At 63.6% G+C, this 14996-nt stretch carries 16 protein-coding genes; 10 read left to right on the top strand and 6 right to left on the bottom strand.

Features of this window, described 5'->3' with window-relative positions:
- The first annotated feature begins 155 nt into the window (after window positions 1-155).
- The 6 genes from ABD742_RS04870 to ABD742_RS24295 all read left to right on the top strand — a co-directional run bounded on the left by ABD742_RS04870 (window position 156) and on the right by ABD742_RS24295 (window position 5685).
- Window positions 156-1295, top strand: coding sequence for an App1 family protein phosphatidate phosphatase (locus ABD742_RS04870; RefSeq protein ID WP_234748546.1), 1140 nt, complete (start codon window positions 156-158; stop codon window positions 1293-1295).
- 61 nt (window positions 1296-1356) lie between these two features.
- Window positions 1357-2028, top strand: coding sequence for a response regulator transcription factor (locus ABD742_RS04875; protein WP_234748544.1), 672 nt, complete (start codon window positions 1357-1359; stop codon window positions 2026-2028).
- Window positions 2025-3317, top strand: coding sequence for a sensor histidine kinase (locus tag ABD742_RS04880; protein ID WP_234748542.1), 1293 nt, complete (start codon window positions 2025-2027; stop codon window positions 3315-3317). The genes ABD742_RS04875 and ABD742_RS04880 overlap by 4 nt, the downstream gene beginning before the upstream one ends.
- A gap of 164 nt (window positions 3318-3481) precedes the next feature.
- Window positions 3482-4792: a ferredoxin reductase family protein gene (locus ABD742_RS04885; RefSeq protein ID WP_234748540.1), complete on the top strand. Its 1311-nt coding sequence runs from the start codon at window positions 3482-3484 to the stop codon at window positions 4790-4792.
- The gene (locus ABD742_RS04890) at window positions 4789-5286 is read left to right on the top strand and encodes an FMN-binding protein (protein WP_234748538.1); all 498 of its coding nucleotides are present in this window, start codon (window positions 4789-4791) and stop codon (window positions 5284-5286) included. Before ABD742_RS04885 ends, ABD742_RS04890 begins: the two co-directional genes overlap by 4 nt.
- A 156-nt stretch (window positions 5287-5442) precedes the next feature.
- Window positions 5443-5685 (top strand): SRPBCC family protein, encoded by a 243-nt coding sequence (locus ABD742_RS24295; protein WP_376940492.1) that lies wholly within the window; start codon window positions 5443-5445, stop codon window positions 5683-5685.
- On the opposite strand, the gene ABD742_RS04895 is transcribed toward ABD742_RS24295, so the two are convergent.
- From ABD742_RS04895 to ABD742_RS04910, 4 genes are all read right to left on the bottom strand, one after another.
- The gene (locus ABD742_RS04895; protein WP_234748536.1) at window positions 5627-6724 is read right to left on the bottom strand and encodes a YihY/virulence factor BrkB family protein; all 1098 of its coding nucleotides are present in this window, start codon (window positions 6722-6724) and stop codon (window positions 5627-5629) included. The genes ABD742_RS24295 and ABD742_RS04895 overlap by 59 nt on opposite strands.
- Window positions 6725-6804: 80 nt before the next feature.
- Window positions 6805-7380: a DUF3618 domain-containing protein gene (locus tag ABD742_RS04900; protein ID WP_234748532.1), complete on the bottom strand. Its 576-nt coding sequence runs from the start codon at window positions 7378-7380 to the stop codon at window positions 6805-6807.
- Window positions 7377-7802: a phage holin family protein gene (locus ABD742_RS04905; protein WP_234748529.1), complete on the bottom strand. Its 426-nt coding sequence runs from the start codon at window positions 7800-7802 to the stop codon at window positions 7377-7379. The genes ABD742_RS04900 and ABD742_RS04905 overlap by 4 nt, the downstream gene beginning before the upstream one ends.
- Window positions 7799-8608: a hypothetical protein gene (locus ABD742_RS04910; protein ID WP_344787310.1), complete on the bottom strand. Its 810-nt coding sequence runs from the start codon at window positions 8606-8608 to the stop codon at window positions 7799-7801. The genes ABD742_RS04905 and ABD742_RS04910 overlap by 4 nt, the downstream gene beginning before the upstream one ends.
- A gap of 447 nt (window positions 8609-9055) precedes the next feature.
- Between ABD742_RS04910 and ABD742_RS04915 the strand changes: the two genes are divergently transcribed.
- Window positions 9056-9700 carry an NADPH-dependent F420 reductase gene (locus tag ABD742_RS04915; protein ID WP_234748524.1) on the top strand — a complete coding sequence of 215 codons (645 nt, stop codon included), beginning with the start codon at window positions 9056-9058 and terminating at the stop codon, window positions 9698-9700.
- A gap of 12 nt (window positions 9701-9712) precedes the next feature.
- Here ABD742_RS04915 and ABD742_RS04920 read toward each other — a convergent pair whose 3' ends face one another.
- Together ABD742_RS04920 and ABD742_RS04925 are read right to left on the bottom strand one after the other, a co-directional pair.
- The gene (locus tag ABD742_RS04920; protein WP_425547582.1) at window positions 9713-11224 is read right to left on the bottom strand and encodes a GntT/GntP/DsdX family permease; all 1512 of its coding nucleotides are present in this window, start codon (window positions 11222-11224) and stop codon (window positions 9713-9715) included.
- Window positions 11221-11784: a gluconokinase gene (locus tag ABD742_RS04925; RefSeq protein ID WP_234748521.1), complete on the bottom strand. Its 564-nt coding sequence runs from the start codon at window positions 11782-11784 to the stop codon at window positions 11221-11223. The genes ABD742_RS04920 and ABD742_RS04925 overlap by 4 nt, the downstream gene beginning before the upstream one ends.
- A gap of 359 nt (window positions 11785-12143) precedes the next feature.
- On the opposite strand from ABD742_RS04925, the gene ABD742_RS04930 reads away from it, so the two are divergent.
- From ABD742_RS04930 to ABD742_RS04940, 3 genes are read left to right on the top strand one after another with little or no spacing between them, the layout of a single operon-like run.
- Window positions 12144-13028 (top strand): sugar phosphate isomerase/epimerase family protein, encoded by an 885-nt coding sequence (locus ABD742_RS04930; protein ID WP_268818717.1) that lies wholly within the window; start codon window positions 12144-12146, stop codon window positions 13026-13028.
- 42 nt (window positions 13029-13070) lie between these two features.
- Window positions 13071-14078, top strand: coding sequence for a Gfo/Idh/MocA family protein (locus ABD742_RS04935; RefSeq protein ID WP_234748514.1), 1008 nt, complete (start codon window positions 13071-13073; stop codon window positions 14076-14078).
- Window positions 14079-14118: 40 nt separating this feature from the next.
- Window positions 14119-14979 (top strand): sugar phosphate isomerase/epimerase family protein, encoded by an 861-nt coding sequence (locus tag ABD742_RS04940; RefSeq protein WP_234748511.1) that lies wholly within the window; start codon window positions 14119-14121, stop codon window positions 14977-14979.
- The last annotated feature ends 17 nt before the right edge of the window (window positions 14980-14996 follow it).

Consider the following 14996-nt stretch of genomic DNA (forward strand, 5'->3'; position numbering starts at 1 on the left):
ATTCACGGCGGGAGAAAGACTCCTGCCGCGCGGCAGGCTCCGCGTGGGGTACGGATTCCATTCCGGCCGGCGGCCCGGCTGGGGTGTCGGCAAGCCCGCCGGTCGGCGCACGGCCGGTGCGGAGGCTTAGGGGGTGACCATGTCAGACTGGACGCATGTGTCCTCTCCCTGTGAAGCCGCGCGCTCTGTCCGACAGCGTTGACAGCGGGAGCCCGACGCCGCCGAGCGGCGCGCGCCGCCACCTTGCCCTGAGGCTCGACGACGGCTGGCTCAGGTTCCAGACGCGTCTCGCGATCCGGCGCGGTCGGGTGGAGACCGTCATCCCTTACACCGGTTACGGCACCACGTCCTGGGTCCGGGTGTTGGCGCGCATTGTCCGCAGTGAACCGCGGGACACCGGGAGCGGTCGCCAGGCAGGTGCGCTCAAACCGCTGAAGGATGGCATGCGCGGCTGGCGCAATTTCACGAGTGCGCCCGTGGCCCACGCCGCCGTCCGCGTGACCATCGCGGGCACCGTCCATGACGTCGAAGCCGACCGCGGAGGCGTCGTCGACGTGCGTATCCCCGTAGCCCTCGACGCCGGCTGGCATACAATCACCGTGCAGTCCGGCGGATCCAGGATCGTGGAAGCCCCGGTGCAAATCGTCGCGGACGATACGGACTTCGGTGTCGTCTCCGATATCGACGACACCGTGATGGTCACGGCGCTGCCCCGCCCGTTCCTGGCCGCCTGGAACACCTTCGTACTCGACGAACACGCGAGGACCCCAACGCCGGGCATGGCTGTGCTCTACGAGCGGATCGTAAGGACGGTGCCCTCGGCCCCCGTGGTGTACCTGTCGACCGGAGCGTGGAACGTCGCACCGACGCTATCGCGATTCCTGTCCCGCAATTTGTATCCCGCCGGTCCGAAGCTCCTGACCGACTGGGGTCCCACCCCGGACCGCTGGTTCCGCAGCGGCCAGGAGCACAAGAAGACCTCCCTGGAACGTCTCGCGGCGGAGTTCCCCGACGTCAAGTGGCTGCTGGTCGGCGACGACGGACAGCACGACGAGGCCATCTACGCCGAGTTCGCCCAACGCCATCCGCAGAACGTCAGGGCCATCGCGATCCGCCAGCTCTCCGCTAGTGAAGCAGTGCTTGCGGGCGGGCGGTCGAAGTCCGCAGGTCCGCCCACGCCGGGGGTCCCCTGGATCTACTCTCCGGACGGTGCGGGAATGTCGGCCCAGCTTGAGCAGTTGGGCATCATCCGGCGCAGCGTCCGGCCCGCAGACGTGCCGGAGGAATCCGGCTGAGAAGCAGTTCCATCAGGCTGTGTCAGGAATCCGCCCCAGCTCCGACGCCTATACTCCGACTATGAATGAGATGAAGCCGCGCATTCTTCTGGTCGAGGATGACGTGGAGCTTCGGGCGATGCTGCAGGAGTTGCTGGTTGGCGAGGGCTACGAAGTATCCAGCGCTTCAGATGGACAGAAAGGCCTCCACCTCGCCCTGACCGGGGAATTCGACGTCCTGGTTCTAGACCGGGGCCTTCCGGTCATGGACGGGTTGAACCTGTTGACGAAACTGCGCAGGGAGGGCGTCGAGACGGCCGCGCTCATACTCTCCGCATTGGGCAATCCTGCAGACAGGGTCGAGGGGCTCGACGCGGGCGCGGAGGACTACCTGTCGAAGCCTTTCGACGTCGATGAACTTCTGGCCCGCTTGCGTGCCTTACGACGCCGGCATATCACCACCGCGACGACCCTGCGGATCACCGGTGGGCATTTTGACCTCGAATCGCGCAGCGTGACCCGGTCTGATGGTTCCGTCGTCGTCTTGTCCGAACGGGAGAGCGCCTTGCTGGAGGAGCTGGCACGCTGGCCGAACCGGGTATTCGGGCGTGGCGAGATTCTTGAATATGTCTTTCCGAACGCCGAAGAGGCAGGAGTGGTCGACACGTATGTCCACTACCTCCGGCGGAAGCTGGGACGGGGGAGCGTGCGGACGGTCCACGGGGTCGGCTACCGGATCGGCACGCTCGCATGAAGGGTCAAGCCGAGGACGAGCTGCAGCGGTCCTCCTGGCGGTTGGCCCTGCAGACCGGCGCTTTGCTGGTGCTGCTTTTGGTGGCGATAGCCGGATCGGTGCTGTTGATTGTCAGCACGAGCCAGGCCACCGCAGCCCAACGCCTTCTGACCACCGCCACCGAACACGTAGATTCGATCGTTGACGCCCCCGCCGGAACCTGGCTGGCGATCTCCAACCAAGGCGTCTTGACTGTGTCCCCCGGGATGCCGTCTGGGCTGCCGGATCTGAAGGCTATCGATGCTGTCGCCGCCAACGGAGTCGCCGCCCAGGAGGACGTTTCGATAGCGGGCCGCCCGTACACCGTCCGTACGGCGGATTCCGGAGGCCGGGTAGTCCAAGCGGTGTTCGATCGTCACGAGAATCTCGAGGAACTGAATCGGTTGGGCGTTGCCCTGCTGCTGACCTGCGGGGGAGCCGTGGTGTTGGCGAGCCTTCTAGCGGTGTGGTTGGCGCGGCGCACCATGCGGCCCATGGCCGAGGCTCTCGACCGGCAACGGCGATTCGTCGCGGATGCAAGCCATGAACTGCGCACGCCGCTGACCCTGCTGAGTATGCGGGCGCAAATGCTGCGGCGCCGCGTGGCATCCTCTCGATTGCAGGAGCCGCCGGCAAACATCGAGGCGGACGTAGACGCCATGATCGAGGATTCGCGCTCACTGACTCGTCTGCTCGAAGACCTGCTCATCTCGGCGGATTCACGGAGGGTCGAGCTCACGGACGTCGACGTCGTGGCGCTGGCGGACGACGTCGTCCAGTCGTTTTCGGTCTCCGCCGCGCATCGCGGCGTCACGATTGAACGAACCGGAATAGCCGGAGCGCTGGCGATCACTGCCGCGCCGACGGCGCTGCGCAGGCTTTTCGTGGCGTTGCTGGACAACGCCGTCCGTTTCGCCCGGGGACGGGTGGACGTGGGCGTAACTACAGACTCGAGGACTCTGGTCATCACGGTGCGCGATGACGGACCCGGATTTGCCGACGACGTCAAACCGCGGGCCTTCGAGCGGTTCGCAACCGCGCGGCCAGCCGACGCCGAACCGGAGGCCGGCGCCGCGCCGCGCCACTACGGTCTAGGCCTCGCCCTCGTGGCGGAAGCGGCCGCGCAACACGGAGGCCGGGTGGAAATCGGCACGCAACCCTCCGGCGCGGTCATCGTGGTGCATCTGCCGATCCGACGAAACCCCGGGAACTCTCCAGCAGCCGGTTCCTTCTTTCGTGCCTTGGTCTCCAGGCTTCGAAGAATGTTCTAAGAACCCGAACCTAGCATTGCGAGCATGAGCAGACCATGGGCCACCGCGGGACGGACTAGATGACGGCCCGGGCTGGAGCAACGGGCCGGACGGCCAGCCAGCGGCGGATGCCACAACGGGCCCGTTATTTGCGCCGGGCTCGTTTGGCGGACTTGTTGGAAACGATGGTCTGGTTGTCGGTGGCGCTCGTCCTGGCACTGTTTCTGGCAGACAGCGGACTGGTGGAATTCAAAACCGTCCCGGGCGCCTTTACCGCCGTCGGCATCATCGCCGGACTCGTGGGGACCGACCTGATGCTGATCCAACTCCTCCTGGCAGCACGGCTCCCGGTCATTGACCGGGCATTTGGCCACGACCGGGCTTTGCTGGTCCACCAGACGATGGGCAAGCCCGTCTTTTACCTCATTTCTTCACATGTGCTGCTGCTTTGGACCGGCTACGCGCTGACGGCGCGATTGAACGTGTTTGCAGAAATATGGGACATGTTCACCTCGCTGCCGGACATGAAAGTCGCATACCTTGGGTATGCGCTGCTGGCGATCGTCGTGATCACCTCACTGGTTCTTGTCCGGCGGAAGCTTTCCTACGAGGCGTGGCACGTTGTCCACTTCCTTGCGTACGCCGCCGTGCTCGCCGCCCTGCCGCACCAGTTCAGCACCGGGCAATTGTTCGCGGATGGAACCTGGGCGCGTTACTACTGGCTGACGCTCTACTTCGGAGTGGCGGCGGCGCTGCTCGTCTATCGGTTCATCATTCCCGTGTTCCGGACTCTGCGCCACGACCTTCGGGTCAGCAATATCGTCACGGAGGCGCCCGGGGTGTACTCCATCGAGATGACCGGACGTTCACTAGCTGACCTGCGGGTCCGTGGCGGCCAATTCTTCATCTGGCGCTTCTGGTCGCGCGGGCTATGGTGGCACGCCCACCCCTTCTCGCTCTCGGCGGCCCCGGGGATCCTTCGCCTCAAAGTCACCGTTCGTGAGCTGGGAGGCGGAACCGCCGAATTGAGTGCACTCCCGATCGGCACCAGGGTAAGCATCGAAGGACCTTACGGACTCTTCACGGACCGGGCCCGCACCACCCGGCGTGCGGTCGCTGTCGCGGCCGGCATCGGAATTACGCCCATCATCTCTTTGCTTGAGCAGGGCGACTTCGCTCCCGGCGAGATGACGGTGATCGTTCGGGCGCCGGACGAGAAGGGCCTCTACCTTTACCGCGAGCTCCAGAAACTGTGCACCAAGAAATCTGCAACGCTCTACGTCCTGCTGGGGCGCCGGCCGAAGAGGGGCCTCGACAGCTGGCTGCCGGCCCGCGAGGCCAGCCACCGGATGAGCCTGTCCACGATCGTCCCCCATGTCCGGGACGCCGACGTGTTCGTGTGCGGGCCACGCGACTGGACCGACCTGGTAGTCGAGGACGCAAAACGGGCAGGCGTACCCCGGTTCCGGATCCACTACGAAAGGTTCAGCTGGTGAGAGCCCGCAGCGCCATACTGGCCGGCCTCGCTTCCGCCGCCGTCCTCGTGATCGGATGGCATGCCGGAAACCAAGCTGATTCCGTATCCGGCGGCACCACAACGAAGGCGGCCAATCCGCCGTCGGGCGCCGGAACGCTCTCCGGACCGAACAGCCCGACGGCGGCCGGTACCAGCGCCGGTCCTCCGGGACCGGCCGCTCCCGGTGCGAAAGACGGAACTTTCGACGGCAGCCAGATCCAGACCCGGTATGGCACGGTGCAGGTCCAGGCCGTGATATCCGGCGGCAAGATCACCGACGTCGTGCCGCTGCAGCTTACCGACGTCGGGTCCCTGTCCGGCGAAATCGACCAGCAGGCCGTGCCGATGCTCAAATCCGAGGTGCTATCGAGCCAATCATCCAATGTGGACACAGTGGGAGGTGCAACCTACACGAGCGAGGGCTACCTTAGCTCGTTGCAGGCCGCACTCGACGCAGCGAACTTCAAGCGATAGCAGGCGCGCCCTCTGAGCGATCCTTACGGGAACCGGTCACGTGCTCGGTTGAGAAGATAAGCATGCTGATGGTTTTTGTGTAGAATGGCTGCCGGTTTACGTCGTAGAGCGATGGGCCGCCTCGGCCAACCCGGATACAGGACAGGAGTCTGCGTCATGAACGACGTTCATGGGTCAATTAGCGTCAACGTTCCGGTTCGCCTGGCTTATGAACAGTGGATACGGTTTGAGGAATTCCCGCTTTTCATGAGCGGGGTAGAGTCCGTGACAAGGGTCGATAACGTTCGTCTCCGGTTCAAAACGGTTGTCGGCGGGGCGCCCCACGAATACGATGCGTGGATCATCGCCCGCGAAGCGGAGTCATGGGATTGGCCCGCGCGCGAGGCCGGGGCGCGCTAAGCCTCTCGCCGTCGACGATTTCTTCTTCTTCCTGCTTCTCGAGTTTCTCGCTGCGCTTGGTTCCGCGGGGTGGGAGCTGGATGGTTTCTTCGGCGTCGATTCCTGCCTGCAATTCCCGCCCGCGTTCCATTTCGGCGTCGAACTCTGCGCCGAACAGGAGGGACATGTTCAATATCCATAACCACAGGAGCATCACGATGGCGCCGCCTATTGCACCGTAGGTCTTGTTGTAGTTGCTGAAGTTGGCCACGTAGAAGCCGAAGCCCAGCGATGCCAGGATGAATGCCAGCAAAGCGATGAAGGAGCCGATGCTCATCCAACGGAACCGCGGCTGCTTTACGTTAGGGGTGGCGTAATACAGGACCGCGATGATCAAGACCACCAGCAGGATGACGACGGGCCATTTCACGATGCTCCACACCGTCAGGAGGTCTCCGCCAAGGTTGACTGCCCTGCCCGCGGCGTCAGCCACGGGTCCGCTGAGCACGAGCATGCCGGCGATCACGGCCACGAGCATCACCGCGAACACGGTGACACCGAGCATGGTTGCCCGGAGTTTGATGAACCCGCGCCCTTCGTCCACTTCGTATACGCGGTTCATGGCCCTGCTGAAGGCTCCCACGTATCCGGACGCAGACCACAGGGCAGCGACGAGACCGAGTATCAGCGCGAAGCCGGCTGATGTCGAGGTGGTGAGCTCTTCAATGGGCTGGCGGATGGTGTCGATGGTGGATCCCGGGGCGATGCCTTGGATGAGGTCCAGGAGGGCGGACGTGCTCTTTCCTGCCTGCCCGAAAATACCGAGCAGGGAGACGAGCGCAAGCAAGGCAGGGAAAAGGGAAAGCACCGCGTAGTAGGTCAGCCCCGCGGCGGCATCCGGGCACTGATCCTTGCCGAACTCTCGGAAGGTCCTCTTGACTATGTAGGTCCAGGTTGGCTTGGCGATGTCGGTGGGTCTGTCCGGTTTTCGGCCATCATCCGCATCCGGGGCTGTTGCTGCCTTGGCCTTGCTGCTTTCGCTGGGATTTTTCGTCGTCATGGATGTCCCTCATTCCAAAGCGGGCTGGAGGCGTGCTGTCCTTCTAGAAGTGTTAGCCGGACAGCACGCCTCCGTCTGGATCAGGCGGGCTGGATCCTGTCCTTGGCCGCTGTGGTGCTGTCCGTTACGTCAGAGACGGCCGTCTGGGATTCTTCTTTGACGTTTTCGACTGCCCCAGAGGCCGCAGACTTCACGTTCTCCAGCGCTTCCTGGGCTGGCTCCTGGAGATCCTGGGCCACGTCCTGAGCTGCAGCGGCAAGTTCGGTGGTCAGGGGTTCGGCCGCTTCCTTCAGGGCCGCGGCTGCCTCCTTTTCCTTCTCACTTGCCGGGATCAGGGAAGCCACCAGGAGCCCGGCCCCGAAGGCGATCAGCCCGGCAGCCAACGGGTTGCCTTGCGTTTTGCCGGCCAGACGGTGGGGCACGTCGCCGATCGCCGCACCGGCGTCGTCGATCGCTGATCGTCCGCCATCTGCCAGCTCATCAGCCGTGCCCATGACGTTCTCCTTCACGCCGAAGACGGCATCCTTGACTTTTTCGGTTTGGCGTCGGACAACGTGCGATGGCGTCACCTTATCCGCCACTGCGTCTACGTTGGTGCCAAGGCGCCGCCGGGTTTCCTCGATCTCGGAACGGATATCATCCGGATTTTCACTCATCGTTGCTCCTCGCGTGGTTTGAGTGTTTCTGGGATTTCCTGGATTGTTTCGGCCGTCTGGGGCATGCCTTTGACGGCTTTGAGTTCCTTGCGGCCTATCGATGCCATGGCTGCCGCCACGATCGCCCAGAGAACGGCCACGACGACGGCGGACCAGCCCAAGCCCATCAGCTCGCCCAGTGCGTACCAAAGGGCGAGGGAGAGGAAGAGGAGGACGAAATGCCCGGCAACACCGGCGCCTGCCAGCATTCCGGCGCCCTTGCCGGCCTGCGCCGTGGACTGCTTCAGTTCAGCTTTGGCCAGCTCCACTTCCTGGCGCATCAGCGTGGAAATATCCCGCGTGACCTCGCCCAGAAGGTCTCCCAACGATGTCGATTCCGCTTTGGCTTGTGCGGGCGTCGGCGGGATTTGGCTCTCGGTCATCGCGACTCACCGCTGGTGGGGTCGACGTCTGGCCAGGGATCGGCTTCCGGCTCGGTCACCGGTGTGGGCTGAGGCAGGGTGCCCGGCGCGCCGGTGTTCGAGTATCCAGCAGTCGTAGTGGTTGGGCCGGGGAGCTGGACCGGGGGAGGGGGCACTGTCATCCCTGGCCCGGGGACGAAAGGCCGGGCTTCGTCGTGGGCTGGCTGGATCGGGGCACGCCCGGTGGCCGTTCCTCGTGAGGAGCCGTCAGCGCCGGCGCTCAGTCCGCGGCTCAAGCGGCCGGCCAGGACGCCTGCTCCGGCGGCCAAGAGAAGAAACGCCCCGGGACGCTGCCGCGCGAAAGTCTTCACTTCGTCCAGAAGGGACCCGGGATCCCGGTCCTCGAGCCACGTTGCCACGGATGAAGACTGTTCGGCGGCTTGCCGCACCAAATCCGTTGCGACGCCGGGTTGCTCCGAGGCGGTGGCCATGGATTGCAGTTCCTCCGAGATGGATCGAAGGCCTGCGGCGACTTTTTGCTGCTGCTTTCCGGCCTGGTCCGTGAGGTCCAGCCTGGCCTGGTCCAGCAGGTCCCTTGCGCTCGAGTTCACTTCAGAGGCAACGTTCGCGACTTCGGATTTCGCGGTTTCGACGACGTTCTTCGCAGAGTCCCCGGCCTGCGCGGCCACGTTCCCTGCTTCGTCCTTGATGGTTTCCGTCGTCGGCATGCCGCTGTTCTGAGTAGGCTGCGGGGGAACTTGCGTACCCGCTGGTTGCTCGGTGGCCGGCGGGGGCGTGTAATTCCCGTCCCATTGGTTCTCTGTCATCTTCGCTCTCTTTCCAAGAAGGTCCGCTGCGGATCAAGAACCAGAAATACTGGCAGTTAAGATAGTAAGCATGCTTACCATCTGGGCGGAACCCCCAACCGGACGATACTTCCTGTGGCGACTATCCCGACGCGTTGTCGGTGGGTGCGCCTGGGGTTGTCCGGCCGCGGGGCTCCCGGCCACGGCCATGACGCGACTCCGGGGGACGCATCCGTGGACGGTCCTGACCGCCCGGCCCCTAGGGCGCGGCAGAATATGGTAAGTGTACTTACTGAAATGACTGCCCGACGATAAGCACCCTATGTTGCCATTATCACCACGCGTACTATCAGGACAGGGCACTTTGGCGAAGTGGGAGCCTGGTTTGTCCCGCCTCTTGAGTGGCCCGATCTCACGACAAATAGTCCATTAGGCCAATGGCTCTATCACCGTAATCTGGAGGTTGACGTGACAACTGCAATTATTGGAATCGGCAACATCGGGTCCAGTGTCGCCCGCCATCTTGTTCAGGGCGGCGAGCCGGTCGTCTTGGCGGCCCGCGATCAATCCCATGCCGAATCGTTGGCCGCTGAGCTGGGTGAGTTGGCAAATTCGGCGAGTGTCGCCGATGCCGTGTCACAAGCGGACGCCGTCTTGATGGCCGTGTGGCTGGACACTGAGAAGGAACTTATCTCCCAATTGTCCGAGGCGCTGGTCGGCAAGGTGGTAATCGACCCGACCAACCCGATCGGGCCTGATGGCCGCGGCGGATATACCACGACGCTGCCGGAGGGCCAATCGTCAGCCTCGATCGTGGCAAGTCTGCTCCCTGACGGCGTGCATTTCGTGAAGGCCTTCGGCACATTGGGTGCCGACGCGCTGGGTTCGGCAGCCAACCGGCCATCCGGGCGGGCAGTTCTGTTTTACGCAACCGACGACGACGCGGCGGCCGCAACGGTGGAGAGGCTCATTAGTGCCGCGGGATTTGATCCGGTCAAGGCCGGAGGAATCGAGGCGGCCGGCAGGCTCGAGCTGATGCGAGGCGACCTTCACCAGAATGGCGGGCTTGGGGGAAGGCTTTTGACCGCCGACGAGGCGCGTGCCGCCCTCTAGGGCCGGTCGTGACTAGACGAAAACGGACAGCAGCAGTGTAAATCCGAATCCCACGACCGAAATTATGGTTTCCATGACCGACCAGGTCTTGATTGTTTGCCCAACTGTCAGCCCGAAGTATTCCTTGACCAGCCAGAAGCCGGCGTCGTTGACATGGGAGAAGAACAGCGATCCGGCACCGATGGCGAGTACAACCAGCGCTAGCTGAGCCGGCGACAATCCGATTGCGAGGGGTGCGATGATGCCGGCGGCCGTCACCGTAGCAACAGTCGCCGAGCCGGTGGCGAGGCGAATCAGCACGGCGATGATCCACCCCAGCACCAGGGCAGACAGACTGGCAGCTACCGCGATCTTGGCGATCGCGGTTCCGGTACCGCCGTCGACGAGTACTTGCTTGAAGCCGCCGCCCGCGCCGACGATGAGCATGACTCCGACAATCGGCAACAGGCTCTCGCCGATCTTCTTCGTCAGGGTGGAGGCGGAGAAACCCACCCTCGTACCGAAAGTCACCATTGCCAGAAGCACCGCCACGAGCAGCGCAAAGACCGGATCACCGATGAAGTCCAGCAAGGGCCGGAGCGCGGCGCTCTTGTCCATCCAAATGTCTGCCCCGGCTTTGATCAGCATGAGCACCAGCGGCGACAGCAGGGTCACCAGGGTCCAGGCGAAGGACGGGCTGCGGGTGGCTTGCGGATCCTGTGCCTTACCAGCGGGCGCGTCGCCGCGCGAACTGGCGGCTTTTGCGCCAGGGCCTTGCGAGCTGTCCGGATGGGTGGTCTCGCCGGCTCCGACGGTGACGGCCAGGCCAGCGCCTGCGGCTCCGATCGGCACGATCCGTGCGGCGAGACGGCCAAAGAGGGGACCTGCGATGATGACGGTTGGAATCGCTATAAGCAGGCCAAAGGCAAGAGTCACACCGACATTGGCGTGCAGGATGCCGATTGCGGCCAACGGGCCAGGGTGCGGTGGGATGAACCCATGGAGCACCGACAAGCCGGCCAGGGCCGGAATCCCAAGACGCATCGCCGGGCCCTTGGAACGGTGCACGGCGAGCATCACGACAGGTATGAGTAGCACGAGCCCGATCTCGAAAAACATGGGGATGCCGATGATGCCGGCGATGAGCGCCATCTTCCACGGCAGCGTTGCGGGCCGGCCATGGAGAAGCGTGTCCACGATCTTGTCCGCACCGCCGGAATCCGCCAACAGTTTGCCCAGCATCGCTCCCAATGCGATGAGCACGCCGACGTAGCCCAGTACGCCGCCCACGCCGTTTTCGTAGGACGTGGTCACCTTGTCCAAGGCGATACCCGACGCAATGCCGACGAAGAGGGCGCCGATGCTCAAGGCCAGGAAAGCATGCATCTTTGCCCAGACGATCAGCAAGACGACTATCGCGATGCCGATGGCCGCCACCACAAGTACTTGGGTGTCGTGGCCGGTCCACGGTTGATGCATCGCGTCGGTGGTGGCGTCGGTGGCGACCCCTGCGAAGGGCCTGTTGAGGATGGAGATTCCGTTCATGGTTCTCGTCCTGTTCCGCTCGGCCGCAGGCCGAACTTGTCCATGATTTGCTGGGCAATCACCGCTGGACCCGGACCAACGTCGATCCGGATTCCCGGCTCACCCGGGGACAGTTCCTCAAGGTCCGCGAACTGACTCCCCAACATACTGGCGGGCATGAAATGGCCGTGCCGTTCGGCCAGCCGTGCGCTGATAGTCTCGGGCGTCCCGGACAGAAAAACGAAGACGACACCTGAACCCCGGCGATTAATGATGTTTCTGTAAGACCGTTTGAGCGCCGAACAAGTAATGACGCCGTTTTCCCCATGATCCAGCCTCCGGTCGACCCACTCGGCAACCTTCTCCAGCCAGGGATATCTGTCCTCATCCGTGAGCGGATGTCCCGCTGCCATCTTGTCGATGTTTGTTTGGGGATGCAAGGCATCGCCTTCTTCGAAGGCCCAGCCAAGCCGGCCCGCAAGGAGGGCGGCAACTGTGGACTTGCCGGAACCGGAAACGCCCATGACAACCAGCACAACCGGTTCGTCCAGAAGGGGCGCCGCCAAGTCCATGGGGTCCATGGAGCCCATCTTGGCAGCACCTGGACCTCAGTGCCATAGCGAAGCGCAGCGGATTTCCCCGCCGAGACGGAGGGGGCACCGGCCTGACGGCGCTTATTCGGGGCGCTGTTCGATCTCGGACAGGAGCGGCAATTCTCGAACGGCACCGGAGGCGGCAATCCAGCAAGCTGAAATCACGACGCCGGAGCTCGCAACGGCGAGTACGGCGCGCCGCTCGCGAAACAAACCAGGCGTCCCGTTTTGAGTCCCGTCGACGCACCTCCACATGTTGCCAATATTTGGCAATCGGTTGTCAAGCCGGCGCCTAGCTGACTAGACTCAAGGCGAACGCATGCCCGCGAACTGCCACTTGGCGCCATATGCCGCCCTGCGGGCGAACGGATCCAAAGGAGATTTCCGTGACTGAAACCAGTGCCGTGTGGAGCCTGTCCGGTTTCGGCGACGAAATCGATCCCGATCCCGCGGTCCAGGCCTCCGTACTGCAAGCCCTCGGTGCCAGCCATATCGAAGTGCGCAGCGCGTGGGGCACCAATGTCTCTGAACTCGAGCCGGAAGAGGTCGAGCGGCTCAAGGCGATCCTGGACGAGAAGGGCCTGAAGGTTTCCGCGGTCGCGAGCCCCATCGGCAAGATTGACGTCAGCGTTCCCGTGGAACACGAGCTCGCCCGGATGCGCCAGATCATTTCGGTGGCCAAGGGCCTCGATACTAAATACATCCGCATCTTCTCCTTCTACCGGGCTGAAGGGCAGAGCCACGAGGACATCCGCGACTCAGTCATGGAGCGCCTGACCGCACTCACGAACGAGGCGGCCGCGTCCGGCGTCGTCCTCCTGCACGAAAACGAAAAGGGCATCTACGGCGACACGCCCGAGCGAGTCCTGGACATCATGGAGACCGTCGATTCACCCGCGCTGCGCGTTGCCTGGGACAGCGCCAACTTTGTCCAGGTGGGCGTCAAGCCGCACACGGAGGCTTATGCCGTACTGCGCCCTTACCTGGAGTACTTCCAGATCAAGGATGCAGTCGCCGGGACGGGTCAAGTAGTGCCTGCCGGTGAAGGCGACGGCGAACTGGACGCCACCATCGCCGCGCTCAAGGTCGATGGCTTTGCCGGCTTCGCATCTCTGGAACCGCACCTCGCAAGCACCCACGAACTGGGTGGATTCTCCGGACCCGTAGCCTTCGGCGCTGCGGCGCGCGCCTTTGCGGCACTCGCAGCTAAGAACGGTGTTGCCCTCGCCTGAGGGCCTGTAGGTTCAAAGGAAAACATCTTTCGAGGGAGAAGAATGCCTACAGCAGCAGTCATCGGTTGCGGCGATGTATCGAGCGTGCACTTCGGTGCAATCGCCAAGATGGACGACGTTGAACTCGCGGCAGTCTGCGATACCGACGCCGGACGCCTCCAGGCGGCAACGGCCGCCCATGGCGTGGCGGGGTACGCGGACTACCTGGAGATGCTCGATGCGGTGAGGCCCGACGTCGTGCATATCTGCACACCGCACCACCTGCATGCCTCGCTGGCTGCGGACTGCCTTGAACGCGGCGTCAGCGTGATTGTCGAGAAGCCGCTCGCCCACACTCTTGAAGAGGGGCGCCGGCTGGTCGAGGCGGCCGAACGGAGCACGGCGAAGATCGCCGTATGTTTCCAGAACCGCTACAACGCGACGTCGCAGGCCATGCGGAGACTGCTCGACGACGGCGGGCTGGGTCAGGTTCTGGGCGCCTCGGCAACCGTGATGTGGCACCGCACGGCCGAGTACTACCGGGACAGGCCGTGGCGCGGGACCTGGGCTGAGGGAGGCGGCGGCCTGATGATGAACCAGGCCATCCACACGGTGGACCTGCTCCAGTGGCTGGTAGGTGACGTGACCAAAGTGGAGGGCCACGCCTCCACCCGTTCGCTGGGCGGAGTGATCGAGGTGGAGGATACGGCGGAATTCATCGCCGGCCACGCCAATGGTGCCACCAGCGTCTTCTATGCCACCCTGGCCAACGCTACTAACGCACCGGTGACGCTGGACATCGTGACCGAAAAGGCCACGCTCAGCCTCCGGGGCGACCTTATTGTCAGCTACGCCGACGGCGCCGTGGAAACCATCCCGGAACGTGCCTTGGAATCGGGTGGGCGTGCGTATTGGGGCGTATCCCACGAACTCCTGATCAAGGACTTCTACGCCAAGCTCGGGGAACCTGATCCGTTCTGGATCAGCCCCGCGGAAGCTGAAAAGTCACTGAGGATCGTCAAAGACATCTATGCCCAGAGCTACCCGGAGATCTCCGGGCAGGTGGGCTAACCACGTGGCCCATGAGGGCCCGGAACCAACGGAGGATAAAGTGGCCAAAATCGGCGTACAGGCAATGATGCTGAAGGGCAGCTTTGCCGAAGCCGGGGCGTTTGAAACGCTCCGCAAGGTCGGCGCGATCGGATACGACGCCGTCGAGATCTCCCAGATCCCGATGACCCCGGAAAACGTTGCCGAACTGGACCGTTCCCGCGGCGAACTGGGTATGGACATCGCAGCGCTTTCGGTCGCCATGGAGACGCCCAAGGGCATGCCGGGCGACTCCCTCAAGGACCACTTCGACAAGATCGTTGACGACGCAAAGCGACTGGACACCCACCTCCTGCGGATTGGCATGATGCCGTTCCCGGCCATGAAGTCGATCGACGCCGTGGTGGACTTCGCGAAGCAAGCCAACGAATACGCCGAAAACCTCCGGGAACACGGCATCGGCCTTTACTACCACAACCACCACATCGAGTTCGCGAAGTTCGACGGCAAGTACATGCTGGACATCATTGCCGAAAACTCTCCGGCCATGGGCATGGAAATAGACGTGCACTGGGTGCAGCGCGGCGGCCTGGACCCTGTCCGGACCCTGGCCAAGTACGCCGGACGCACTGCCATGGTGCACCTGAAGGACTACCGGATCGGCGAATTGCCGGAGCAGGCGTTCGGGCTCCTGGAAACGGGGGACATCGCCGGATTCATGGCCGAGTTCAAGAACGTGGTCCAGTTCGCCGAAGTGGGGGAAGGCAACCTTGACTTCCCGTCCATCATTCCCGCGGCCCAGGCGGCCGGCGCGGAGTACTTGCTCGTGGAGCAAGACGAGCTCTACGGCCGCACGGTGTGGGAAGCGCTGCAGACTTCCTACGACAACCTGGTGGCCATGGGCCACGCAGACCTCTTCTAATCCCACAACAACGGAGA

The organism is Arthrobacter ramosus, from assembly GCF_039535095.1.
Classification (GTDB): Bacteria; Actinomycetota; Actinomycetes; order Actinomycetales; family Micrococcaceae; genus Arthrobacter; species Arthrobacter ramosus.